The sequence below is a fragment of the Nocardia sp. NBC_01388 genome, from assembly GCF_045040085.1.
In the GTDB taxonomy this organism is placed as follows: Bacteria; Actinomycetota; Actinomycetes; order Mycobacteriales; family Mycobacteriaceae; genus Nocardia.
In genome coordinates, this window is the sequence record NZ_CP109553.1 from 4,460,563 (window position 1) to 4,477,015 (window position 16,453).

The window sequence follows — 16,453 nt, forward strand, 5'->3', positions numbered from 1 at the left end:
AATTGCCACTCGGTAGCTTCATCAACTGAAGTTAGCTCAGAAGTGTCCGAAATAGCGGCATGCCACGGCCGAAAACCCGTGGCATCGCGCTGTATTCAGTGAGCGATCGGAATGGTTGCCAAATATTTACCGTCAGGCGTTCGACTTCGCCCTCACCGACTCCACCAGCAGGCGCACGGAGGCGGCCAGCTGGGTCAGCGCCTCGGCGTCGTCGGACGGATGCGTCTCGACGAAACGCTGGCCGATGGTGCCGAAGTGCAGCGAAGCCTCCTCGACCACGGTCGCGCCCGCGACACCCAGCGCCTTGACCGCATCGCCGTGCGACCACTTGGCGGCGTTCGAACTGATGGACGCGCTGACCACGGCGGTCGGCTTACCCTTCAGCGCACCGGCGCCGTACGGGCGGGAGGCCCAGTCGATGGCGTTCTTGAGGACGGCGGGCAGCGTGCCGTTGTATTCGGGGGTCAGCAGCAGCAGACCGTCGGCGGCTGCGACAGCGGCGCGCAGCGCGGCCGCGGCGGCCGGGACCCGACCCTCTACATCGAGATCCTCGTTGTAGAAAGGAATATCGCCGAGGCCCTCGTAAAGGGTGATCTCGACACCCTCGGGGGCGGTCTGGGCGGCGGCCTCGGCGAGGCGGCGATTGATCGAGGCGGCGCGGAGGCTGCCGACGAGGGCGAGAAGGCGAGTCTGCGACATGGTGATCACTCCTGCGTACTGGATTGGCGCTGCCGGTGGCGGCTGATTCATCACAGGTTAACCGGACTGCGGTCCGTTTGCATTCCCGGAGGTGCGGGCGTCGCGACATGACCTGCGTCATACCCTGCCGAAAGAATGCGGTGCGGTAGCATTAAACGGACCACGGTCCATTTACCCACGCGATATCCATTCACCCACGCGACAAAGGGGTCGGCACAGTGACAACGGGCATCCCTCCCGGGACGACGGGCATCAGTATCAGCGGTCCGGGGCTGGGCGTCGGACCGCCGGTGACGCTCGCCGATGGCGGACCCACCGAGCGCGCCGATGCCGCACGCAATCGAAAGCTACTGCTGGACGCGGCCGCCGAGCTCGTCCGGGAGTTCGGCGCGGATGCGGTCACCATGGACGCGGTCGCCAAACACGCCGGAGTCGGCAAGGGCACGGTATTCCGGCGCTTCGGCAATCGGGCCGGGCTGATGTACGCGCTGCTCGACGAATCGGATCGAAACCTACAGGGCGCCTACATGTTCGGGCCGCCGCCGCTGGGCCCCGGAGCGCCGCCGCTGGATCGGCTGCTCGCCTACGGACGAGCGCGACTGTCCTTCACCGAGATCGAGGGCGATGTGCTGCGCGCGGCCACCGACCGGCCCGAACGCTTCGGCAATGCGCCCTATCAGCTGACAAAAACGCACGTCTCGATCCTGTTGCGGCAGGCCGGGGCGCCCGGTGAGATCTCGCTGCTCGCGGACGCGCTGCTGGCTCCGCTCGACGCCGCACTGGTGCTGCATCAGATTCGAGTACTCGGCTTCACTCTGCGGCAGGTCGGCGACAATTGGGAGGCCCTCGTCCGCCGCGTCGTCCCGGCGACCGCGCAGTAGAGTGTCCCCTCATGGGCAACCTGCGCGAAGCGATCATCGCCGAATTAGGCGTACTGCCGGCCATCGAACCGAAAACCGAAGTGCGGCGGCGCATCGACTTCCTCAAGGACTATCTACGATCGACACCGGCGACAGGTTTTGTGCTCGGCATCAGCGGCGGCCAGGACTCCACACTGGCCGGGCGGCTGTGCCAGATCGCCTCCGAGGAACTGCGCGCGGAAGGCCGCGAGACGACCTTCGTCGCCGTGCGACTGCCCTACGGCAAGCAGGCCGATGAGAAGGATGCGCAGATCGCGCTACGCTTCATCAAGCCCGACCGGTCCATCACGGTGAACGTCAAGCCGAGCGCCGACGCCGCCGCCGAGGAATCCGCCTATGGCATCGACGAATTGCTCGGCGGCGCAACACGACTGCGTGATTTCGTGCGCGGCAATATCAAGGCTCGCGAGCGCATGGTGCTGCAGTACGCGATCGCCGGTCAGCTGAACCTGCTCGTTGTCGGCACCGACCACGCCGCCGAGGCCGTCACCGGCTTCTTCACCAAATTCGGTGACGGCGCAGTCGATATCACCCCGCTCACCGGACTCACCAAGCGCCAGGGCGCCGCCCTGCTCCAGGAACTCGGCGCCCCGCCGAGCGTCTGGCAGAAGGTCCCCACCGCCGACCTCGAGGACGACCGCCCCGCCCTCCCGGACGAGGAAGCCCTGGGCCTCAAGTACTCCCAGATCGACGACTACCTCGAAGGCAAGGACGTCGACCAGGAAGTCGCCGACCGCGTCGAATCGATCTTCCAGAACACCCGCCACAAGCGCACCGTCCCGGTCACCCCGCACGACACCTGGTGGAAGTAACGCTGGTCCGCCGCTCCGCACCTTCAGCGCACAGCTGAAAGCCGTATCCCGTACCGCACGTGTGCCGGCGGTTAGGCGCGACACCGATTGTGGATGTACCCGATGAGTTACCCGGCCCTCACGAGATCAGTTGTCACGATCTCGTGAGGGCCGAAATCGGTGCTGCACTCGACCGACGCCGCACGTGCGAAACGGGCGAGCATCCAAGACAAGTCGAGGCGGATCAGCTCTCAGCCGTGTGTTGAAGGTGCGGGGAGGCGGGCAATTCCGCAGTGGAGGGTTGTCAGTGAAACGTCATTGGCTAGAGCGACGGCGGCGATGATGAATACGCCGATGAGTAGAGCGGGCAACAGTCGCGCCACAGCGAAACCTCCCGAATCGTCGGACTGGACAGTCCGGATATCGGGGCGGCCCACGGGGCGTTACCTACATATTTGCTGGTCAGATGACCTGGAGGGGTCAGCCGCCCGCAAATGGGGGTAGGACGTCGACGCGGGGGGTCAGGGGGGTCGTGGTGTCCCGGGTGAGCTCGTCGCCGATCAGGTAGGCGCAGACGGCGAGCATCGGTTCGAGTTTCGGGCCGTAGGTCGCGGTGATGGTGGCACGCAGATCGGCGATGGTGGATCCGGCGGGGAGATCCAGGAGTTCGCCGGGTTTGCCGACCGCATCGGCAATGGCGGCGAAATAGCGGACCTCAACCACCGATGGCTCCCATCGTTCGCTCGGGCGGGACGAAACCGGCCTCGGCAATGCCGTGGCCGGCCCACTTGTTCCACATGGCACCGCGCCACAGCGCAGCGATATCGTCGTCGGTCGCCTCCGAGCGCAGGGCCGCGCGGACGTCGTACTCCTGATCGCTGAACAGACAGGAGCGAATTCGGCCGTCCGCGGTGAGGCGGGTGCGATCGCAGTCACCGCAGAAGCTGCGCGTCACCGAGGCGATGATGCCGACGGTTGCCGGGCCGCCGTCGACCTCCCAGCGTTCGGCGGGCGCGGAGGGGTCCTCACGGCCGGCCTCGGTCAGCGTGAAGCGAGTGCCGAGCACCTCGAGCAGTTCGGCCGCGGTGATCATGTTCGCGCGCGCCCACTCGTGATCGGCATCGAGCGGCATCTCCTCGATGAAGCGGAGTTCGCAGCCCTCCTGGATACACCATTGCAGCAGGTCGGCGGCACCGGGAAGGTTCTCCCGCATGAGCACGGCATTGACCTTGATCGGCGTCAGACCGGCCGCCCGGGCAGCGCGGATACCGGCGAATACCGAATCGAGCCGGTCCCGCCGGGTGAGGCGCGCGAACCCCTCGCGATCGACGGTGTCGAGGGAGACATTGATGCGGTTCAGCCCGGCCGCGACGAGTTTCCGGGCGCGATGCTCGAGGCCGATGCCATTGGTGGTCATGGCCAGGGGCGTATCCGGCAGTTCGGCCCGGCAGCCCGCGATGATCTTCTCCAGGTCATGGCGCATGAGCGGTTCCCCGCCGGTGAAGCGGACCTCGTGAACACCCATCTCACGCACCGCGAGCACGACCAGGCGCACGATCTCGGCGCTGGTGAGCAGCTCATCGGCCGGAATGGGCGGTAAACCCTCTTCCGGCATGCAGTAGGTACACCGCAGCGAGCACTTCTCAGTAATGGAAACTCGCAGGTCGCGTGCGGTGCGGCCGAAACGATCCACCAGGTATGGAGTGTCGGGGCGGCCGTCCATCGAAGGTCGCCCGCTGCGTACGGCGGGCATCCCCATAGCGACCACAGTCATGGGACCATTATGTCCGCCCGCGCAACCCCCTGCCCGGTCCGGCGGCAAGGTTCCGCTCTCGGCGCGCGCGTATAGGCTCACCGGCATGAGTTCCCGGCACACTCTGACCCCGGCCCGCTCCGTCGAAGACCACCGGCAACGCATCGAGGATTTGCTGCGACCGCTCGCCGGACGCGAGACGGAGCCGGTTCCGATGGCGCATGCGCTCGGGCGGCGGCTGACCCAGGATGTGTACTCTCCCCTGGATCTGCCGATGTTCCGCAATTCGTCGATGGACGGGTACGCGGTGCTGGCGGATTCGGTGGCGATCGTGCCTGCCACGCTGCCGCTGGCGGGTGTGGTGGCGGCCGGAAACACCGGTGCGCCGGTGCTTCCCGCGGGCGCGGCCATGAAAGTGATGACGGGAGCGCCGATTCCGCAGGGCGCGGATTGTGTGGTGCCGGTGGAGCACACGCGGTCCCACGGGGATACGGTCACCATCGAACGAGGCCGCGCCACAGGGGATTTCGTGCGCGAACCCGGGACCGATGTCCGGGCCGGGCAGCTGCTGGCCGCGGCCGGAACCGTACTGCGGCCCCGGCATATCGCGGCATTGGCGGCGGTCGGCCTGGCCGAACTGCCGGTGCGCCGGAAGGTGCGGGCGGCCGTGATCACCACCGGTGACGAACTGGTGCAGGCCGGGCTGCGCCTGCTGCCGGGCCAGATCTACAACTCCAATGGCATCGCGCTGGCCGCGGCGCTGGAAGACAATGGCGCCGAGGTCGTATCGCTGACGCACTCCACCGATGATCCGGAGGAGTTCCGCCGCCGCCTCGACGAGGCCGTCACCGCCGCTGACGTGGTGTTCACCTCCGGCGGTGTGTCCATGGGCGACTTCGAGGTCGTCAAGGATGTGCTCACCCCACTCGGCGGCGAGTTCGGCCATGTCGCCATGCAACCCGGCGGTCCGCAGGGTCTGAGCGTGATCGACGGCATCCCGGTGCTGAGCTTCCCCGGCAATCCGGTGAGCACCATGGTGTCCTTCGAGGTCTTCGCCCGCCCGATCCTGCGCGCCCTGACCGGCCTACCCGAAATCACCAGTTCCGCACTGCCCCTGCGTGATCCGGTCCACTCCCCTGCCGGCAAACGCCAGTTCCTGCGCGGCCGCACCACCGACCACGGCGTAGAGCTCACCTCCGGCCAAGGCTCGCACCTCATTGCCGCCATGGCCCATGCCAACGTCCTGATCGACATCCCGGCCGCCACCACCGACCTGCCCCCCGGCTCCCTCGTCCGCACCTGGCCGCTCTAGCACCACCCACGCACCCGGCCGAGGCGACATCAAGTCGGCGTCGGCATTGTCCACACCGCACCTCGGCCCGCGCGGAAGCGGTCATTCCTGCGCAGCTGGGGATGAGACCTGCACCGATCCCTCCCTGCGCGTGGTAGCGCCCTATCCGGCCGCCGGCCATACGACCGCCGTCGCCATGACGACCGGCGGAGGTGCGGGCGGCCCGCGCACTCAGTGATCCTGCCCCGGGATCCCCCGCGCGACCTCGCGGGGACGGCTGTGCCAGGCTGGAGTTATGAGTGAGTTGTCCCACGTCGACCGGGAAGGTCGCGCTCGCATGGTCGATGTGAGTACGAAGACGGACACGGCACGGGTCGCGGTTGCGGCCGGTGAGCTGCACACCACCGCGGAGGTGGTGCGGCTGGTGCGCGCCGACGGGATGCCCAAGGCCGATGTGCTGACCACCGCCCGGCTGGCGGGCATCAATGGCGCGAAGAAGACATCCGAGCTGATTCCGCTGTGCCATCAGCTGGCGCTCTCCTCGGTGAATGTGAGCTTCGGGTTCACCGACACCACGATCACCATCGAAGCCGTCGCTAAGACCAAGGGGCCCACCGGGGTCGAGATGGAAGCGCTCACCGCGGTCGCGGTCGCCGGGCTCACGCTGCACGACATGATCAAGGCGGTCGATCCGTCCGCCTCCCTGCACGGGGTGCGGGTGCTCACCAAAGATGGTGGTAAGCACGGACATTGGGTACGGACGGACGAAGTTTCACAGTCCGCCGACCAGGCCGGGCACGACCATCACGCCGACACCACCCAGCCGGGAAGTTCCAGCACCACCGCGAACTCTGCGACCGATCCGGTGGACACCGTGACCGCGGTGACAACGGCTGCGGGCGGGGCTGCGAACTCGACGGTCATCTCGGCGGGCGCTGCGGGTGCGGGGCGGACGGCGGCCGTGGTCGTCGCGTCGACCGGTGCGGCGGCGGGCACGCGGGTGGACACCACCGGGCCGGTACTCGTGAAGTGGCTCGAGGAGCAGGGATTCTCGGTGCGAGGACCGCTGATTTACGCTGATGCCGATATCGCGGACGGACTCTCCGACGCGCTGGCGGGCGAGCCCGCGCTGGTGATCAGTACCGGCGGCACCGGGGCGTCGCCCACCGATGCGACGCCGGAAGCGACTCTCGCGGTGCTGGATCGGGAATTGCCCGGCATTGCCGAGGCGATCCGGCAGCGTGGCACCGCGAAATTCCCGCTCGCAGCACTGAGCCGGGGTGTTGCCGGATTGTCCCGGCGCACGGTGATCGTCAATCTGCCGGGCTCGCCGGGTGGGGTGAAGGACGGAATCGCGGTGCTGGAACCACTTCTCGAACATCTGCTGGCCCAGGTGGCCGGAGGAGGCAGCCATGAGTGACGGCGGCGAACTGCGCGCCTGGATCAGCGATCAGCCGCTCGACCCGGCCGAGGTCGAGAAGGCGGTACTCGGGCCGGAGCACGGCGCGGTCGTGGTCTTCACCGGAATGGTGCGCAATCACGATGGCGGCCAAGCGGTTTCGACGCTGGAGTATTCGGCGCATCCGGAGGCCGAGAAGTTCCTGCGGCGGGTATGCGCCGAGGTGGCCGAATCCTCGGGCCTCCCGGTCGCCGCTGTGCACCGGATCGGCCCGCTCGCCATCGGCGATCTCGCCATCGCGGTCGCCGTCGCGGCCCCCCATCGCGCCGAAGCCTTCACCACCTGCGCGACTCTCGTCGATCGCATCAAACACGAGGTCCCCATCTGGAAGCGCCAGCTCTTCGCCGACGGCCTCTCCGAATGGGTCAACGCCTGCGGCTAGCCCCATCGAGAGGGCTCCGACGGTGGCGGTTGTCGTGTCGCCACCATGAGAGCCCTCTCGGCGAAACTGCTCTGGTGGAGATGTCACCGAGGCCGCGGGCTCCTTCGACGCCCAGCTGGTTGCGTCGGTGGAGGCCGCGGCCTCGGTCCCCGATGAGGAGGCGGGGTTTCAGGCGGCGATCGGGTCCTGCGGTTCCGGGACGGCCGGAACGGGTTCGATTGCGCCGCGGGCGATTTCGCCCAGCTTGGTGTGGTTGAAGAGCAGATTGAGCAGGAATGCCGTGGCGGCGGCCAGTGCGATTCCGCTGTTGAGCAGGATCTGCGCCGAGGTGGGGAACTTGTCGAACATGCCCTTGGTGAGCACCGGTACCAGGCCCACGCCGATGGCGACCGCGACGATCGACAGATTCACCCTGTCGGTGAGATCGGCCCGGCGCAGGGTATCCACGCCGATCACCGCGATGGTGGCGAACAGCACCAGGCCGACGCCGCCGACCACGGGTTGCGGCACCGCGGCCACGATCGCGCCGAAGCGCGGCACCAGACCGAGCATCACCAGCAGCGCACCGCTGACGGCCGTCACATAGCGGCTGTGCACCCGGGTGCTGGCGACCGCGCCGACATTCTGGTTGAACACGGTGTCGACGAACGAGCTGAAGACGCCGGCCAGTACGGCCGACAGACCGTCACCGATGAGGCCGCGCGCCAGATCGGCGCGCTCCAAAGGCTTTCCGGTGATCTCGCCGATGGCCAGCATGCTGGCGGTGGACTCGGCGAAGACCACCACCATCACAATGCTCATGGCCACCACCGCGGTGATGGGGAACTGCGGTGCGCCGAAGTGGAATACGTGCGGCGCACCGAGCCATGCCGCGTTCGACACACCGTCGAGCTTGATCAGCCCCATCGGGACGGAGATCAGCACACCCGCGACGAGCGCGATGAGAATGCCGAGCTGTGACCACACCCCGCGCCCGAGCACCGTGCCCGCCAGCGCGATGAGGAGAACCACGGCGGCCAGCACGACATTCGAGATCGCACCGAACGACGGTGACTTGGGATCGCTGCCCACGATCAGCCCGCCCGCCACACCGATGAGCGAAACACCGACGACGGTGAGGACGGTACCGGTGACCAGCGGCGGGAAGAAGCGCACCACCATGGCGAACGGCCAGGCCAGGGCGATACCGACCAGACCGCCGATGAGCATGGAGCCGTAAACGGCGGGCAGTCCGTACTGTTTGGCGATCAAGATCATCGGACTCATGGCCACGAAGGTCGCACCGGTGATGATCGGCAGCCGAGCGCCCGCGAACCGGCCCAGCCCGAGACTCTGCACCAGCGTGATAATGCCCGCCACCAGCAGATCGGCGCTGATCAGCAGGCCGACGGCGGACTTGCCGAGACCCGCCGCCGCACCGAAGACCAGCGGCACGGTCACACATCCCGTGTACATGATCAGCACATGCTGAATGCCGAACGCCAACAGCCGATGCCAGGGCAGTCGGGTGTCGACGGAATGAGGCGTTGTCATGGCAGCTCCTTGCGGCGCATCGGTTGATGGTCAGGCTAGGCAGCCGCGGCCACCCGAGGGTTTGTCTGATTCGCCAACCGCGGGGCGTGTCGCGGGCGATGTTTTGTCCGCCGAACCAGCGTGTGCGGCGGCTCGGGTAGGCCACAGTGGGGCAAGGTGTTCATCGACCACGGGAGGCGACCATGACCGAATTGACCGGCAAGATCGTGCTCGGCCCGCACCAGTACGGCAAGGCCGAGAACCGGGTGGTGCGCATCTACCGCGACCTCGCGCGGCACGAGATTCGCGATCTGAACGTATCGTCCTGCCTGCGTGGGGCTTTCGACGAGGCGCATACCGTCGGCGATCAGGGCGGGGTGCTGCCGACGGACTCGCAGAAGCAGACCATCTTCACGTACGCCAAATCGCACGGCGACGGGAGCATCGAAACCTACGGGCAGGCGCTGGCCCGGCATTTCGTCGATGACATCGAGACGGTGGATTCGGCGCGCATCGAGATCGAAGAGTATGCGTGGCAACGGGTTCCGGTCGACGGGACCGGGCATGATCACACCTGGACCCGGGTCGGTCCGGAAGTGCGCATTGCCGCCATCACCGTCAGCGGCACCGGTGCGGCCCAGCAGGAGTGGGTGATCGGCGGCGTCAAGGATCTGGTCATCCTGAAGTCCACCGGTTCGGAGTTCGCGGACTTCCTCACCGACGAATTCACCGTGCTCGAGCCCGCCTACGACCGCATTCTCGCGACCAGCCTCACCGCTCGCTGGCGCTTCGCCACCGCACCGGACGACTGGGACGCCACCTATGCGGGTATTCGCGCCGTCATGGTCGCCAAATTCGCCACGCAGCATTCGAAGGCGTTGCAGCAGACACTCTTCGAGATGGGACAGGCGGCACTGGAGGCCTACCCCTGCCTCGCCGAGATCCGTATGTCCGCCCCGAACAAGCACCACTGGTACTTCGACCTCTCGCGCTTCGGCGTCGAGAACAACGGTGAGGTCTTCTACGCCGACGACCGGCCCTACGGCCTGATCCAAGCCGCAGTCCTGCGCGAAGACGCCCCCGACGCCGGAACCTCCTGGGACCCCTACACCGGCGCGGTCTGACCCACCCGGGCCCGCCGACCGAAACCCAAACTGCCTCCCGGCACCGACACCACCCGCCATCCAGGCTTTGGCATCTGCTGATCCGGCACTGGCACCACCTGTCATCCCGGCACCGGCATCTGTCAAACCGGCACTGGCACCACCACCTGACCTCTTGGCACTGACACCACTCGTCATCCCGGCGGGCTGTTGGCCGGGCTCTCCCTCAGCGCAATGGATTCCGGCCGAAAGCACGCCGGGATGGCGGGATAGGCAGGCGCTGCGGCGGGGCAGGCAGGCGGTCAGGCTGCGGTGTGACTGGTGAGGGTGCGCATCGCGAGGTAGAGGTCGAGGCGGTCGTCTATGCGGCCGAGGTCGCGGCCGGTGAGTTCCTCTACGCGGCCGATACGGTAGCGAACTGTATTGAGGTGCAGGTGCATTCGGTCGGCGGCCTGTCGCCAGGAGCCCTCGCATCCGAGAAATACCTCCAGGGTTTCCAGTAGTCCCGCGCCGGTCTTGCGGTCGTAGTCGACGACGGGGCCGAGCACGCGTTCGGCGAAACGGCGCTGCAGTCCTCCGGGGACTGCGGTGAAAAGGCCTACGGCCGTGTCGATATCGGCAATGCGGACGGCCACGGCGGTATCGTCGTCACCTGCCGCGGTGGCGGCTGCCCCGGCGGCCGCGATGGCTCCCGAGAGGGATTCGTCGCGCTGCTGAGCGCTGACACCGAAGGAGAGGCGAATACCGTTGAGCGCAGGCGCGAGTCGTCCCATGCGGTGACGCAGCTTGCCGGCGATGTCATCCTGGGTGCCCGGCACCACGGCGACGAGCCTGCCCTCCCGGTCCACCGAGGTGGTGACGCCGGACAGCACATCATGCAGTGCCACACGCACTTCGGGGAGCCCGACCGATGACGGGGTCTCGGCCGGATGAATATCGCAGACGACCGCCACGGCCGATCTGCCGGGCAGATCCACCACCGGGGCCGGGAACCGGTCGACGAGTTCCCAATCCAGGTGCAGGCGGTCGGTGCTGCGCTGCCGATAGAACTCGATGACGGCGGCCAGATCGGCGGCGAATGTCTCCGGTTCCGCGGCCGCCGGGCGAACCACCAGGTACCAGGCGGTGATTCGATCGCCGCCGCCGACCTGCAGTACCCGCATGGCTCCCCCGGTGACGGCGGGCAGCCGGGGCGCGGTGAGCGCGGTCGCGACGATCCGGTCGCGGTCGGCCTCGGTGAGCGGTGCGGTTCCGGCGACGACGTGACCGGTCGCGGTCACCAGCCACGCCGAAATCTCCTGCTCCACGGCAATATCGGCGATCAGATCACCGACACTGCTCCCGCCCGCGACGGCCGCCAGCAGTCGGCGCTGCCGATCGACCCTCGATTGCACACGCCGCCAGCGCAATTCGGCGGCTTGCTCGGCCAAGTATTCGATGATTCGGCTGAACGGCACGCTCTGCGGCGCGGACAGCAGCGGCAATCCGTGGCGCTCACATGCCGCCACCACATCTTCGGGAACATGCCCGTGCAGTGCCTGACCCGCGACTATGCCCGCCACTCCCGCCGCGGCGAGAAGTCCCACATACCGATCCGAATCCTGCGCCTGCTGCCGCCAGATCAAGCCGGTGCAGACCAGCGCGCCCGGCGTCACGAACGGTCGCGGATCAGGCATATCGGTTGCGCACACCCGTGCCACGGGTCGCGCCAATTCGGCGTCGTCCCCGTGCAGCAGCTGCATGCGCAACTGCGGCGCGTCGAGAATGTCCCGCACCAGCACTGCGCCACCTCCGGGATCGATCGATTGCCCGCCACGGTAGGACGCTGGTATTTCCGGCCCGTTTCCGCCATGCTGCGTCCTCCGCACAGCCCCTCGGTAGGGTGGGCCGGGTGAGTCGGCGCATACCCGTTCTGATCGTGGCCGGTTTCCTGGGTTCCGGCAAAACCACCCTCCTCAATCGCCTACTGCGCAGTCGTGACCTGCGCATAGGCGTGGTAGTCAACGACTTCGGCGCGGTGAATATCGACGCCATGCTGGTAGCCGGTCAGGTCGACGCCATGGTCTCGCTCGGCAACGGCTGTGTCTGCTGTGCGGTGGATGTCACCGAAATGGATGAGCTCTTCGACCGCCTGGCCCAGCCCAAACAGCGCATCGACGTCATTGTGGTGGAGGCCAGCGGCCTCGCCGAACCCCGCAATCTGATCCGCATGGTGACCGCCAGCGACAACCCGCGCATCCGCTACGGCGGCCTGATCGAACTGGTCGACGCCGAGCACTTCCTCGAAAGTCGCGCCCAGCACCCGGAACTCGACACCCACCTGCGCATGGCCGACCTCGTCGTCCTCAACAAAGCCGATCGGGTCCCAGCCGCCGCCCTCGAAAAACTCCACACCGAAATCCGCGCCCTGGTGGGCCAGGTCCCCGTCTACGCCACCAGCCACGGCCACATCGACCCCGCCCTGCTCTTCGACATCCCCACCCGAGACCCGAGCAAACCCCGAGTCGGCCAACAACTCAGCTTCGACGAGTTACTCCTCGACGATCACGAATCCGATGAGGAGTGCCGCGGCAGCGACGGCGGGGGCGACGACAGCGAGCACTGCGGCGGCAACCACGGCGACCATCGTTGCGGCAGCGGCCATCGTCATCATCATCTGCACGACACGTACGAAAGCGTCTCGTTCACCAGCCCCACCGACCTCAACCCCCGGGAACTCATCGCAGTCCTGGAAGACCCACCCAACGGCCTCTTCCGAGCCAAGGGCGTCCTGGCCTTCGCCGTCCCCGAAGACTCCCGAAAGTTCCTCCTCCACATGGTCGGCCGTCACATCACCATCGAGCCCACCACCTGGTCCCGCGGCGAATCCCGCACCAGCAACCTGGTCCTCATAGGCACCGGCCTGGACTCAGGCTCGATAACCACCCGTCTCGAATCCACCATCCACACCTCCCCCACCCCTCTGAACGAGCAAGCCCTACTTCCCATCTGGCGCTACGTCGCCGACTCCACTCCGATCGCGTAGCGACTCAGCAAGACCACCGGGCGGATGCCGGAGGGACCCCACCGGCATCCAGGTCGCGGACCACCCGCACCGGCGACCGATCGGCTAGTCCTGGGCCAGGTAGCGCTCGACGGTTTCCACCTTTGCGGTGAGCATTTCCGGGTGGCCGGGGCGGATATCGGCCTTGATGACGACGCTGCAGCGGGTGGAGATGGCCATGACGGCGTCGGTGGCCTGTTTGATCACCGCGAAGACTTCGTCCCAGTCGCCTTCTATTTCGGTGAAGCTGGCCGAGGTGCGGTTCGGGAGGCCGCTGGCCCGGATTACCCGGATGGCGGCGGCTACCGGCTCGCCTACGTCTTCGCCTGCGCCGATCGGGGTGATGGAGAAAGCTGCGAGCATGGCGAGGACCTCCTGGTGCGGGGACGGTGTTCCGGCACTGTGAGATTACGGGGCAGGTAGTCGCGGTAGGCAGGGGTGTGGATGGTGAGGCGGCCGCGACGGGTGGCCTGCCAGGTGGCGGGGGTGTGCAGGGTGGCGAGCGCCAGCCCCGCGCCGGAGAGGTGGTGCAGGGCGCGGCGGGCGGCCCCGGTGGTGAGACCTGTTGCGGTGCACAGCTGCCGGACGGTGCGGGCGGCGGGCAGGTCCGGGAGGGAAAGGGCGGCAAGCACTTTCGCTTCGGGTTCGGTCAAGGCCATGAGGTGCGCCTTCTGCTGGGCGGGCGGTGCGCGACCGGCTCGGTAGCCGGTGCCATACCAGCCTCGCCCAGCAGCGGGCAAAGGGAAAGCGATGCGAAAGCTTCGCACCCCCGACAGCGGTGTGTCGGGTCCTATGCGACCGGAAGTTCCGGCGAATCCGTGACTTCCGGAACCCGGGAGACCGGGAGCTCCGGAATTCGCGTCGCGCGGGCGTAGACGGTCTCACCCTCGGCGAGATGCAACGCCTCGGCATCGCCCCGGGTCACCTGGGCGGTGAAAATATCGCCGGTGGCCGCGTTGCGCAGTTCCACCCGAACCTCGAAGCCCAGGTGGACGATGCGCTCGACCGTGGCCCGGGTGACACCGGCGGAGGACGCCGTCCCTTCGTGCGCGGCCAGCGCCATGCTCGGATCGCGACCCACGCGAATATCGTGCGGCCGCACCAGATGCCCATTGAGCTTGGCCACCGCACCCAGGAACGACATGACGAAATCGTTTGCGGGACGGTCGTATACGTCTTCGGGCGTACCGACCTGCTCGATCCGCCCCTTGTTCATCACGGCGATCCGGTCGGCCACATCCAGCGCCTCCTCCTGATCATGGGTGACCAGGACGGTGGTGACGTGCACCTCGTCGTGCAGCCGGCGCAGCCAGGTACGCAGATCCGCGCGAACCTTCGCATCCAGCGCGCCGAACGGCTCATCCAGCAGCAGCACCTGCGGATCGACCGCCAGCGCGCGAGCCAGGGCCATGCGCTGCCGCTGACCACCGGAAAGTTGTGTGGGATACCGATGCTGGAAGCCGTCCAATCCGACGATCTCCAGCAGGTCGTCGACCTTCTTCTTGATCTCCGGCTTCGGCCGCTTGCGGATCTTCAGCCCGAAGGCCACATTATCGCGCACCGTCATGTGCTTGAACGCCGCGTAATGCTGGAACACGAACCCGATATCGCGCTTCTGCGGCGACACCCGGGTGACATCGCGGCCGGCGATGGTGACGATGCCGCCGTCCAGCGATTCCAGACCGGCGATCGAGCGCAGCAGCGTCGACTTACCGGATCCGGACGGACCCAGCAGGGCGGTCAGTTCGCCGGACGGGATGTCCAGGGTGACGTCGTCGAGCGCGGCGAAGGTGCCGTAGCGCTTGTTGGCATTGGTCACGGTGATCATTTGGCTGTGCCCCGCTTGCGTTCGAGGAGTGTCATGAACAGAAGGACAACGAGGGCGATACCCATGAGCAGGGTCGCCGCGCAGTACGCGCCGAAAGTGTTGTGGTCATTGGTGTAGCGGCCCTCCACCAGCAGGGTCAGCGTCTGCGATTTACCGGGCAGCGCCGTGGAAACCATGATGACCGCACCGAATTCGCCGAGCGCACGCGCCACGGTCAGCACAATGCCGTAGGTCAGACCCCACCGGATAGCGGGCAGCGTGATCCGCCAGAAGGTCTGCCAGCGCGAGGCGCCCAGGGTGGCGGCCGCCTGCTCCTGATCGTCGCCGATCTCGTGCAGTACCGGCTCCACCTCGCGCACCACGAACGGAAGCGTCACGAAAATGGTGGCCAGCACCATGCCCGGCAGATTGAAAATCACCTTCAGGCCGTGGTTTTCGAGCCCGCCGAACCAGCCGTTCACACCCCACAGCATGATCAGCGAAACACCGACCACCACCGGGGACACCGCGAACGGCAGATCGACCAGACCCTGAATGAGGTTGCGGCCGGGAAACTTTCCGCGTACCAGCGCGAGGGCTGTGAGCACGCCGAACACCACGTTCAGCGGCACCACGATCGCCACGATGAGAATCGACAGATTGAACGCCGACACCGCGGCCGGCGTGCTGATCGAAGTGATGAACTCGCCGACACCGCGGCCGAAGGTGCGCCACAGGATGATGCCGAGCGGCAGAATCAGCAGCACCGCCAAATACACCAGCGCCACCGTGCGCAGCGAAATCCGAGTCCAGGGAGCAAGTTTCATCGGGACTCCTGCTCTTTCCGGGCGGACCGGTCCGCGATGAATCGCAGCACCAGCAGGGTCGCGAACGAAATCAGCAGCAGCGCAACCGAGACCGCCGCCGCATTGACCGGGCGATCCACCTCGATCTGCTGCTGGATGTACTGCGAGGTCATCTGGGTCTCACGCGGAATATTGCCGCCGATCAGCACCACCGACCCGTACTCGCCGATGGCCCGCGCGAACGCCAGCCCGCCACCGCTGATGATGGCCGGCGCCAGCGTCGGCAGCACAATGCTGCGGAAGGTGGTCCAGTTGTCCGCGCCCAGTGAGGCGGCCGCCTGCTCCACCTCCCGGTCGACCTCCATGAGCACCGGCTGTACCGAACGCACCACGAACGGCAGCGTCACGAAGGCCAGCGCCACGATCAGACCCGGCTGGGTCGCATTGAGGTGGATGTCGATCGGACTCTCTGGCCCGTACAGCGCCAGCAGCACAATGCTGGCGACGATGGTGGGCAGTGCGAACGGCAGATCGATGAGCGCATTGACGATCGACTTGCCGGGGAACTCGTCACGCACCAGCACCCAGGCGATGAGGGTGCCCATGAAGACATTGATGATCGCGACGATGACCGAGACGAAAATGGTCACCTTCAGCGAATCCACGGCGGTGGGCGCGCTCACCGCGTCCCAGAATCCGGACCAGCCGTTCCCGAAGGAGTTGTAGGTCAGCGCCGCCAACGGCAGCAGCACGATAATGCTGAGCCACAGCGCCGCGGTGGCGATGCCGAACGGGCCCACGGACCCGGTCACCCGAAGCCAGGACCGGGCCCGCTTGGGTTGCTTGTCTACCGAAACGCCGGGACCCGAGGTGGTCCCGGCGGTCGT

General features: G+C 67.0%; 17 protein-coding genes. 7 read left to right on the forward strand and 10 right to left on the reverse strand.

Annotated features, from left to right (window positions below; translation table 11 throughout):
* Positions 1 to 132: 132 nt before the first annotated feature.
* Positions 133 to 699, reverse strand: coding sequence for an NAD(P)H-dependent oxidoreductase (locus OG716_RS22000; protein ID WP_405132671.1), 567 nt, complete (start codon positions 697 to 699; stop codon positions 133 to 135).
* Positions 700 to 956: 257 nt separating this feature from the next.
* Between OG716_RS22000 and OG716_RS22005 the strand changes: the two genes are divergently transcribed.
* The gene (locus tag OG716_RS22005; protein WP_405139829.1) at positions 957 to 1,580 is read left to right on the forward strand and encodes a TetR/AcrR family transcriptional regulator; all 624 of its coding nucleotides are present in this window, start codon (positions 957 to 959) and stop codon (positions 1,578 to 1,580) included.
* Between the two features lie 11 nt (positions 1,581 to 1,591).
* Positions 1,592 to 2,431, forward strand: coding sequence for an ammonia-dependent NAD(+) synthetase (gene nadE / locus OG716_RS22010; RefSeq protein ID WP_405132672.1), 840 nt, complete (start codon positions 1,592 to 1,594; stop codon positions 2,429 to 2,431).
* A gap of 459 nt (positions 2,432 to 2,890) precedes the next feature.
* On the opposite strand, the gene OG716_RS22015 is transcribed toward nadE, so the two are convergent.
* Together OG716_RS22015 and moaA are read right to left on the reverse strand one after the other, a co-directional pair.
* Positions 2,891 to 3,133, reverse strand: a complete 243-nt coding sequence (locus OG716_RS22015) for a MoaD/ThiS family protein (protein ID WP_355123496.1) — start codon at positions 3,131 to 3,133, stop codon at positions 2,891 to 2,893.
* Positions 3,126 to 4,184, reverse strand: a complete 1,059-nt coding sequence (moaA, locus tag OG716_RS22020) for a GTP 3',8-cyclase MoaA (RefSeq protein WP_405132673.1) — start codon at positions 4,182 to 4,184, stop codon at positions 3,126 to 3,128. The genes OG716_RS22015 and moaA overlap by 8 nt, the downstream gene beginning before the upstream one ends.
* A gap of 85 nt (positions 4,185 to 4,269) precedes the next feature.
* Here moaA and glp point away from each other — a divergent pair, with 85 nt between their 5' ends.
* The 3 genes from glp (at position 4,270) to OG716_RS22035 (ending at position 7,295) form a co-directional block, all read left to right on the forward strand.
* Positions 4,270 to 5,475 (forward strand): gephyrin-like molybdotransferase Glp, encoded by a 1,206-nt coding sequence (gene glp, locus OG716_RS22025; RefSeq protein WP_405132674.1) that lies wholly within the window; start codon positions 4,270 to 4,272, stop codon positions 5,473 to 5,475.
* Positions 5,476 to 5,749: 274 nt separating this feature from the next.
* A complete protein-coding gene (gene moaCB / locus OG716_RS22030; RefSeq protein WP_405132675.1) occupies positions 5,750 to 6,874 on the forward strand; it encodes a bifunctional molybdenum cofactor biosynthesis protein MoaC/MoaB in 1,125 nt (374 codons plus the stop codon).
* Positions 6,867 to 7,295, forward strand: coding sequence for a molybdenum cofactor biosynthesis protein MoaE (locus OG716_RS22035; protein WP_405132676.1), 429 nt, complete (start codon positions 6,867 to 6,869; stop codon positions 7,293 to 7,295). The genes moaCB and OG716_RS22035 overlap by 8 nt, the downstream gene beginning before the upstream one ends.
* A gap of 168 nt (positions 7,296 to 7,463) precedes the next feature.
* On the opposite strand, the gene OG716_RS22040 is transcribed toward OG716_RS22035, so the two are convergent.
* Positions 7,464 to 8,828, reverse strand: coding sequence for a uracil-xanthine permease family protein (locus OG716_RS22040; protein ID WP_405132677.1), 1,365 nt, complete (start codon positions 8,826 to 8,828; stop codon positions 7,464 to 7,466).
* Between the two features lie 182 nt (positions 8,829 to 9,010).
* Between OG716_RS22040 and pucL the strand changes: the two genes are divergently transcribed.
* Positions 9,011 to 9,931, forward strand: a complete 921-nt coding sequence (pucL, locus tag OG716_RS22045; protein ID WP_405132678.1) for a factor-independent urate hydroxylase — start codon at positions 9,011 to 9,013, stop codon at positions 9,929 to 9,931.
* A 281-nt stretch (positions 9,932 to 10,212) separates the two neighbouring features.
* Here the strand turns inward: pucL and OG716_RS22050 are convergent, their stop codons facing one another.
* Positions 10,213 to 11,691 carry a helix-turn-helix domain-containing protein gene (locus OG716_RS22050; protein WP_405132679.1) on the reverse strand — a complete coding sequence of 493 codons (1,479 nt, stop codon included), beginning with the start codon at positions 11,689 to 11,691 and terminating at the stop codon, positions 10,213 to 10,215.
* A gap of 110 nt (positions 11,692 to 11,801) precedes the next feature.
* Between OG716_RS22050 and OG716_RS22055 the strand changes: the two genes are divergently transcribed.
* Positions 11,802 to 12,935, forward strand: a complete 1,134-nt coding sequence (locus tag OG716_RS22055) for a CobW family GTP-binding protein (RefSeq protein WP_405132680.1) — start codon at positions 11,802 to 11,804, stop codon at positions 12,933 to 12,935.
* A gap of 84 nt (positions 12,936 to 13,019) precedes the next feature.
* On the opposite strand, the gene OG716_RS22060 is transcribed toward OG716_RS22055, so the two are convergent.
* The 5 genes from OG716_RS22060 to cysT form a co-directional block, all read right to left on the reverse strand.
* A complete protein-coding gene (locus OG716_RS22060; protein ID WP_405132681.1) occupies positions 13,020 to 13,316 on the reverse strand; it encodes an MTH1187 family thiamine-binding protein in 297 nt (98 codons plus the stop codon).
* On the reverse strand, positions 13,268 to 13,612 hold the full coding sequence (locus OG716_RS22065) for a hypothetical protein (RefSeq protein ID WP_405132682.1): 345 nt from the start codon (positions 13,610 to 13,612) through the stop codon (positions 13,268 to 13,270). The genes OG716_RS22060 and OG716_RS22065 overlap by 49 nt, the downstream gene beginning before the upstream one ends.
* Before the next feature lie 131 nt (positions 13,613 to 13,743).
* Positions 13,744 to 14,781: a sulfate/molybdate ABC transporter ATP-binding protein gene (locus tag OG716_RS22070; protein WP_405132683.1), complete on the reverse strand. Its 1,038-nt coding sequence runs from the start codon at positions 14,779 to 14,781 to the stop codon at positions 13,744 to 13,746.
* The gene (gene cysW / locus OG716_RS22075) at positions 14,778 to 15,587 is read right to left on the reverse strand and encodes a sulfate ABC transporter permease subunit CysW (RefSeq protein WP_297627510.1); all 810 of its coding nucleotides are present in this window, start codon (positions 15,585 to 15,587) and stop codon (positions 14,778 to 14,780) included. The genes OG716_RS22070 and cysW overlap by 4 nt, the downstream gene beginning before the upstream one ends.
* Positions 15,584 to 16,378, reverse strand: coding sequence for a sulfate ABC transporter permease subunit CysT (gene cysT, locus OG716_RS22080; RefSeq protein ID WP_405139831.1), 795 nt, complete (start codon positions 16,376 to 16,378; stop codon positions 15,584 to 15,586). Before cysT ends, cysW begins: the two co-directional genes overlap by 4 nt.
* Positions 16,379 to 16,453 lie beyond the last annotated feature (75 nt).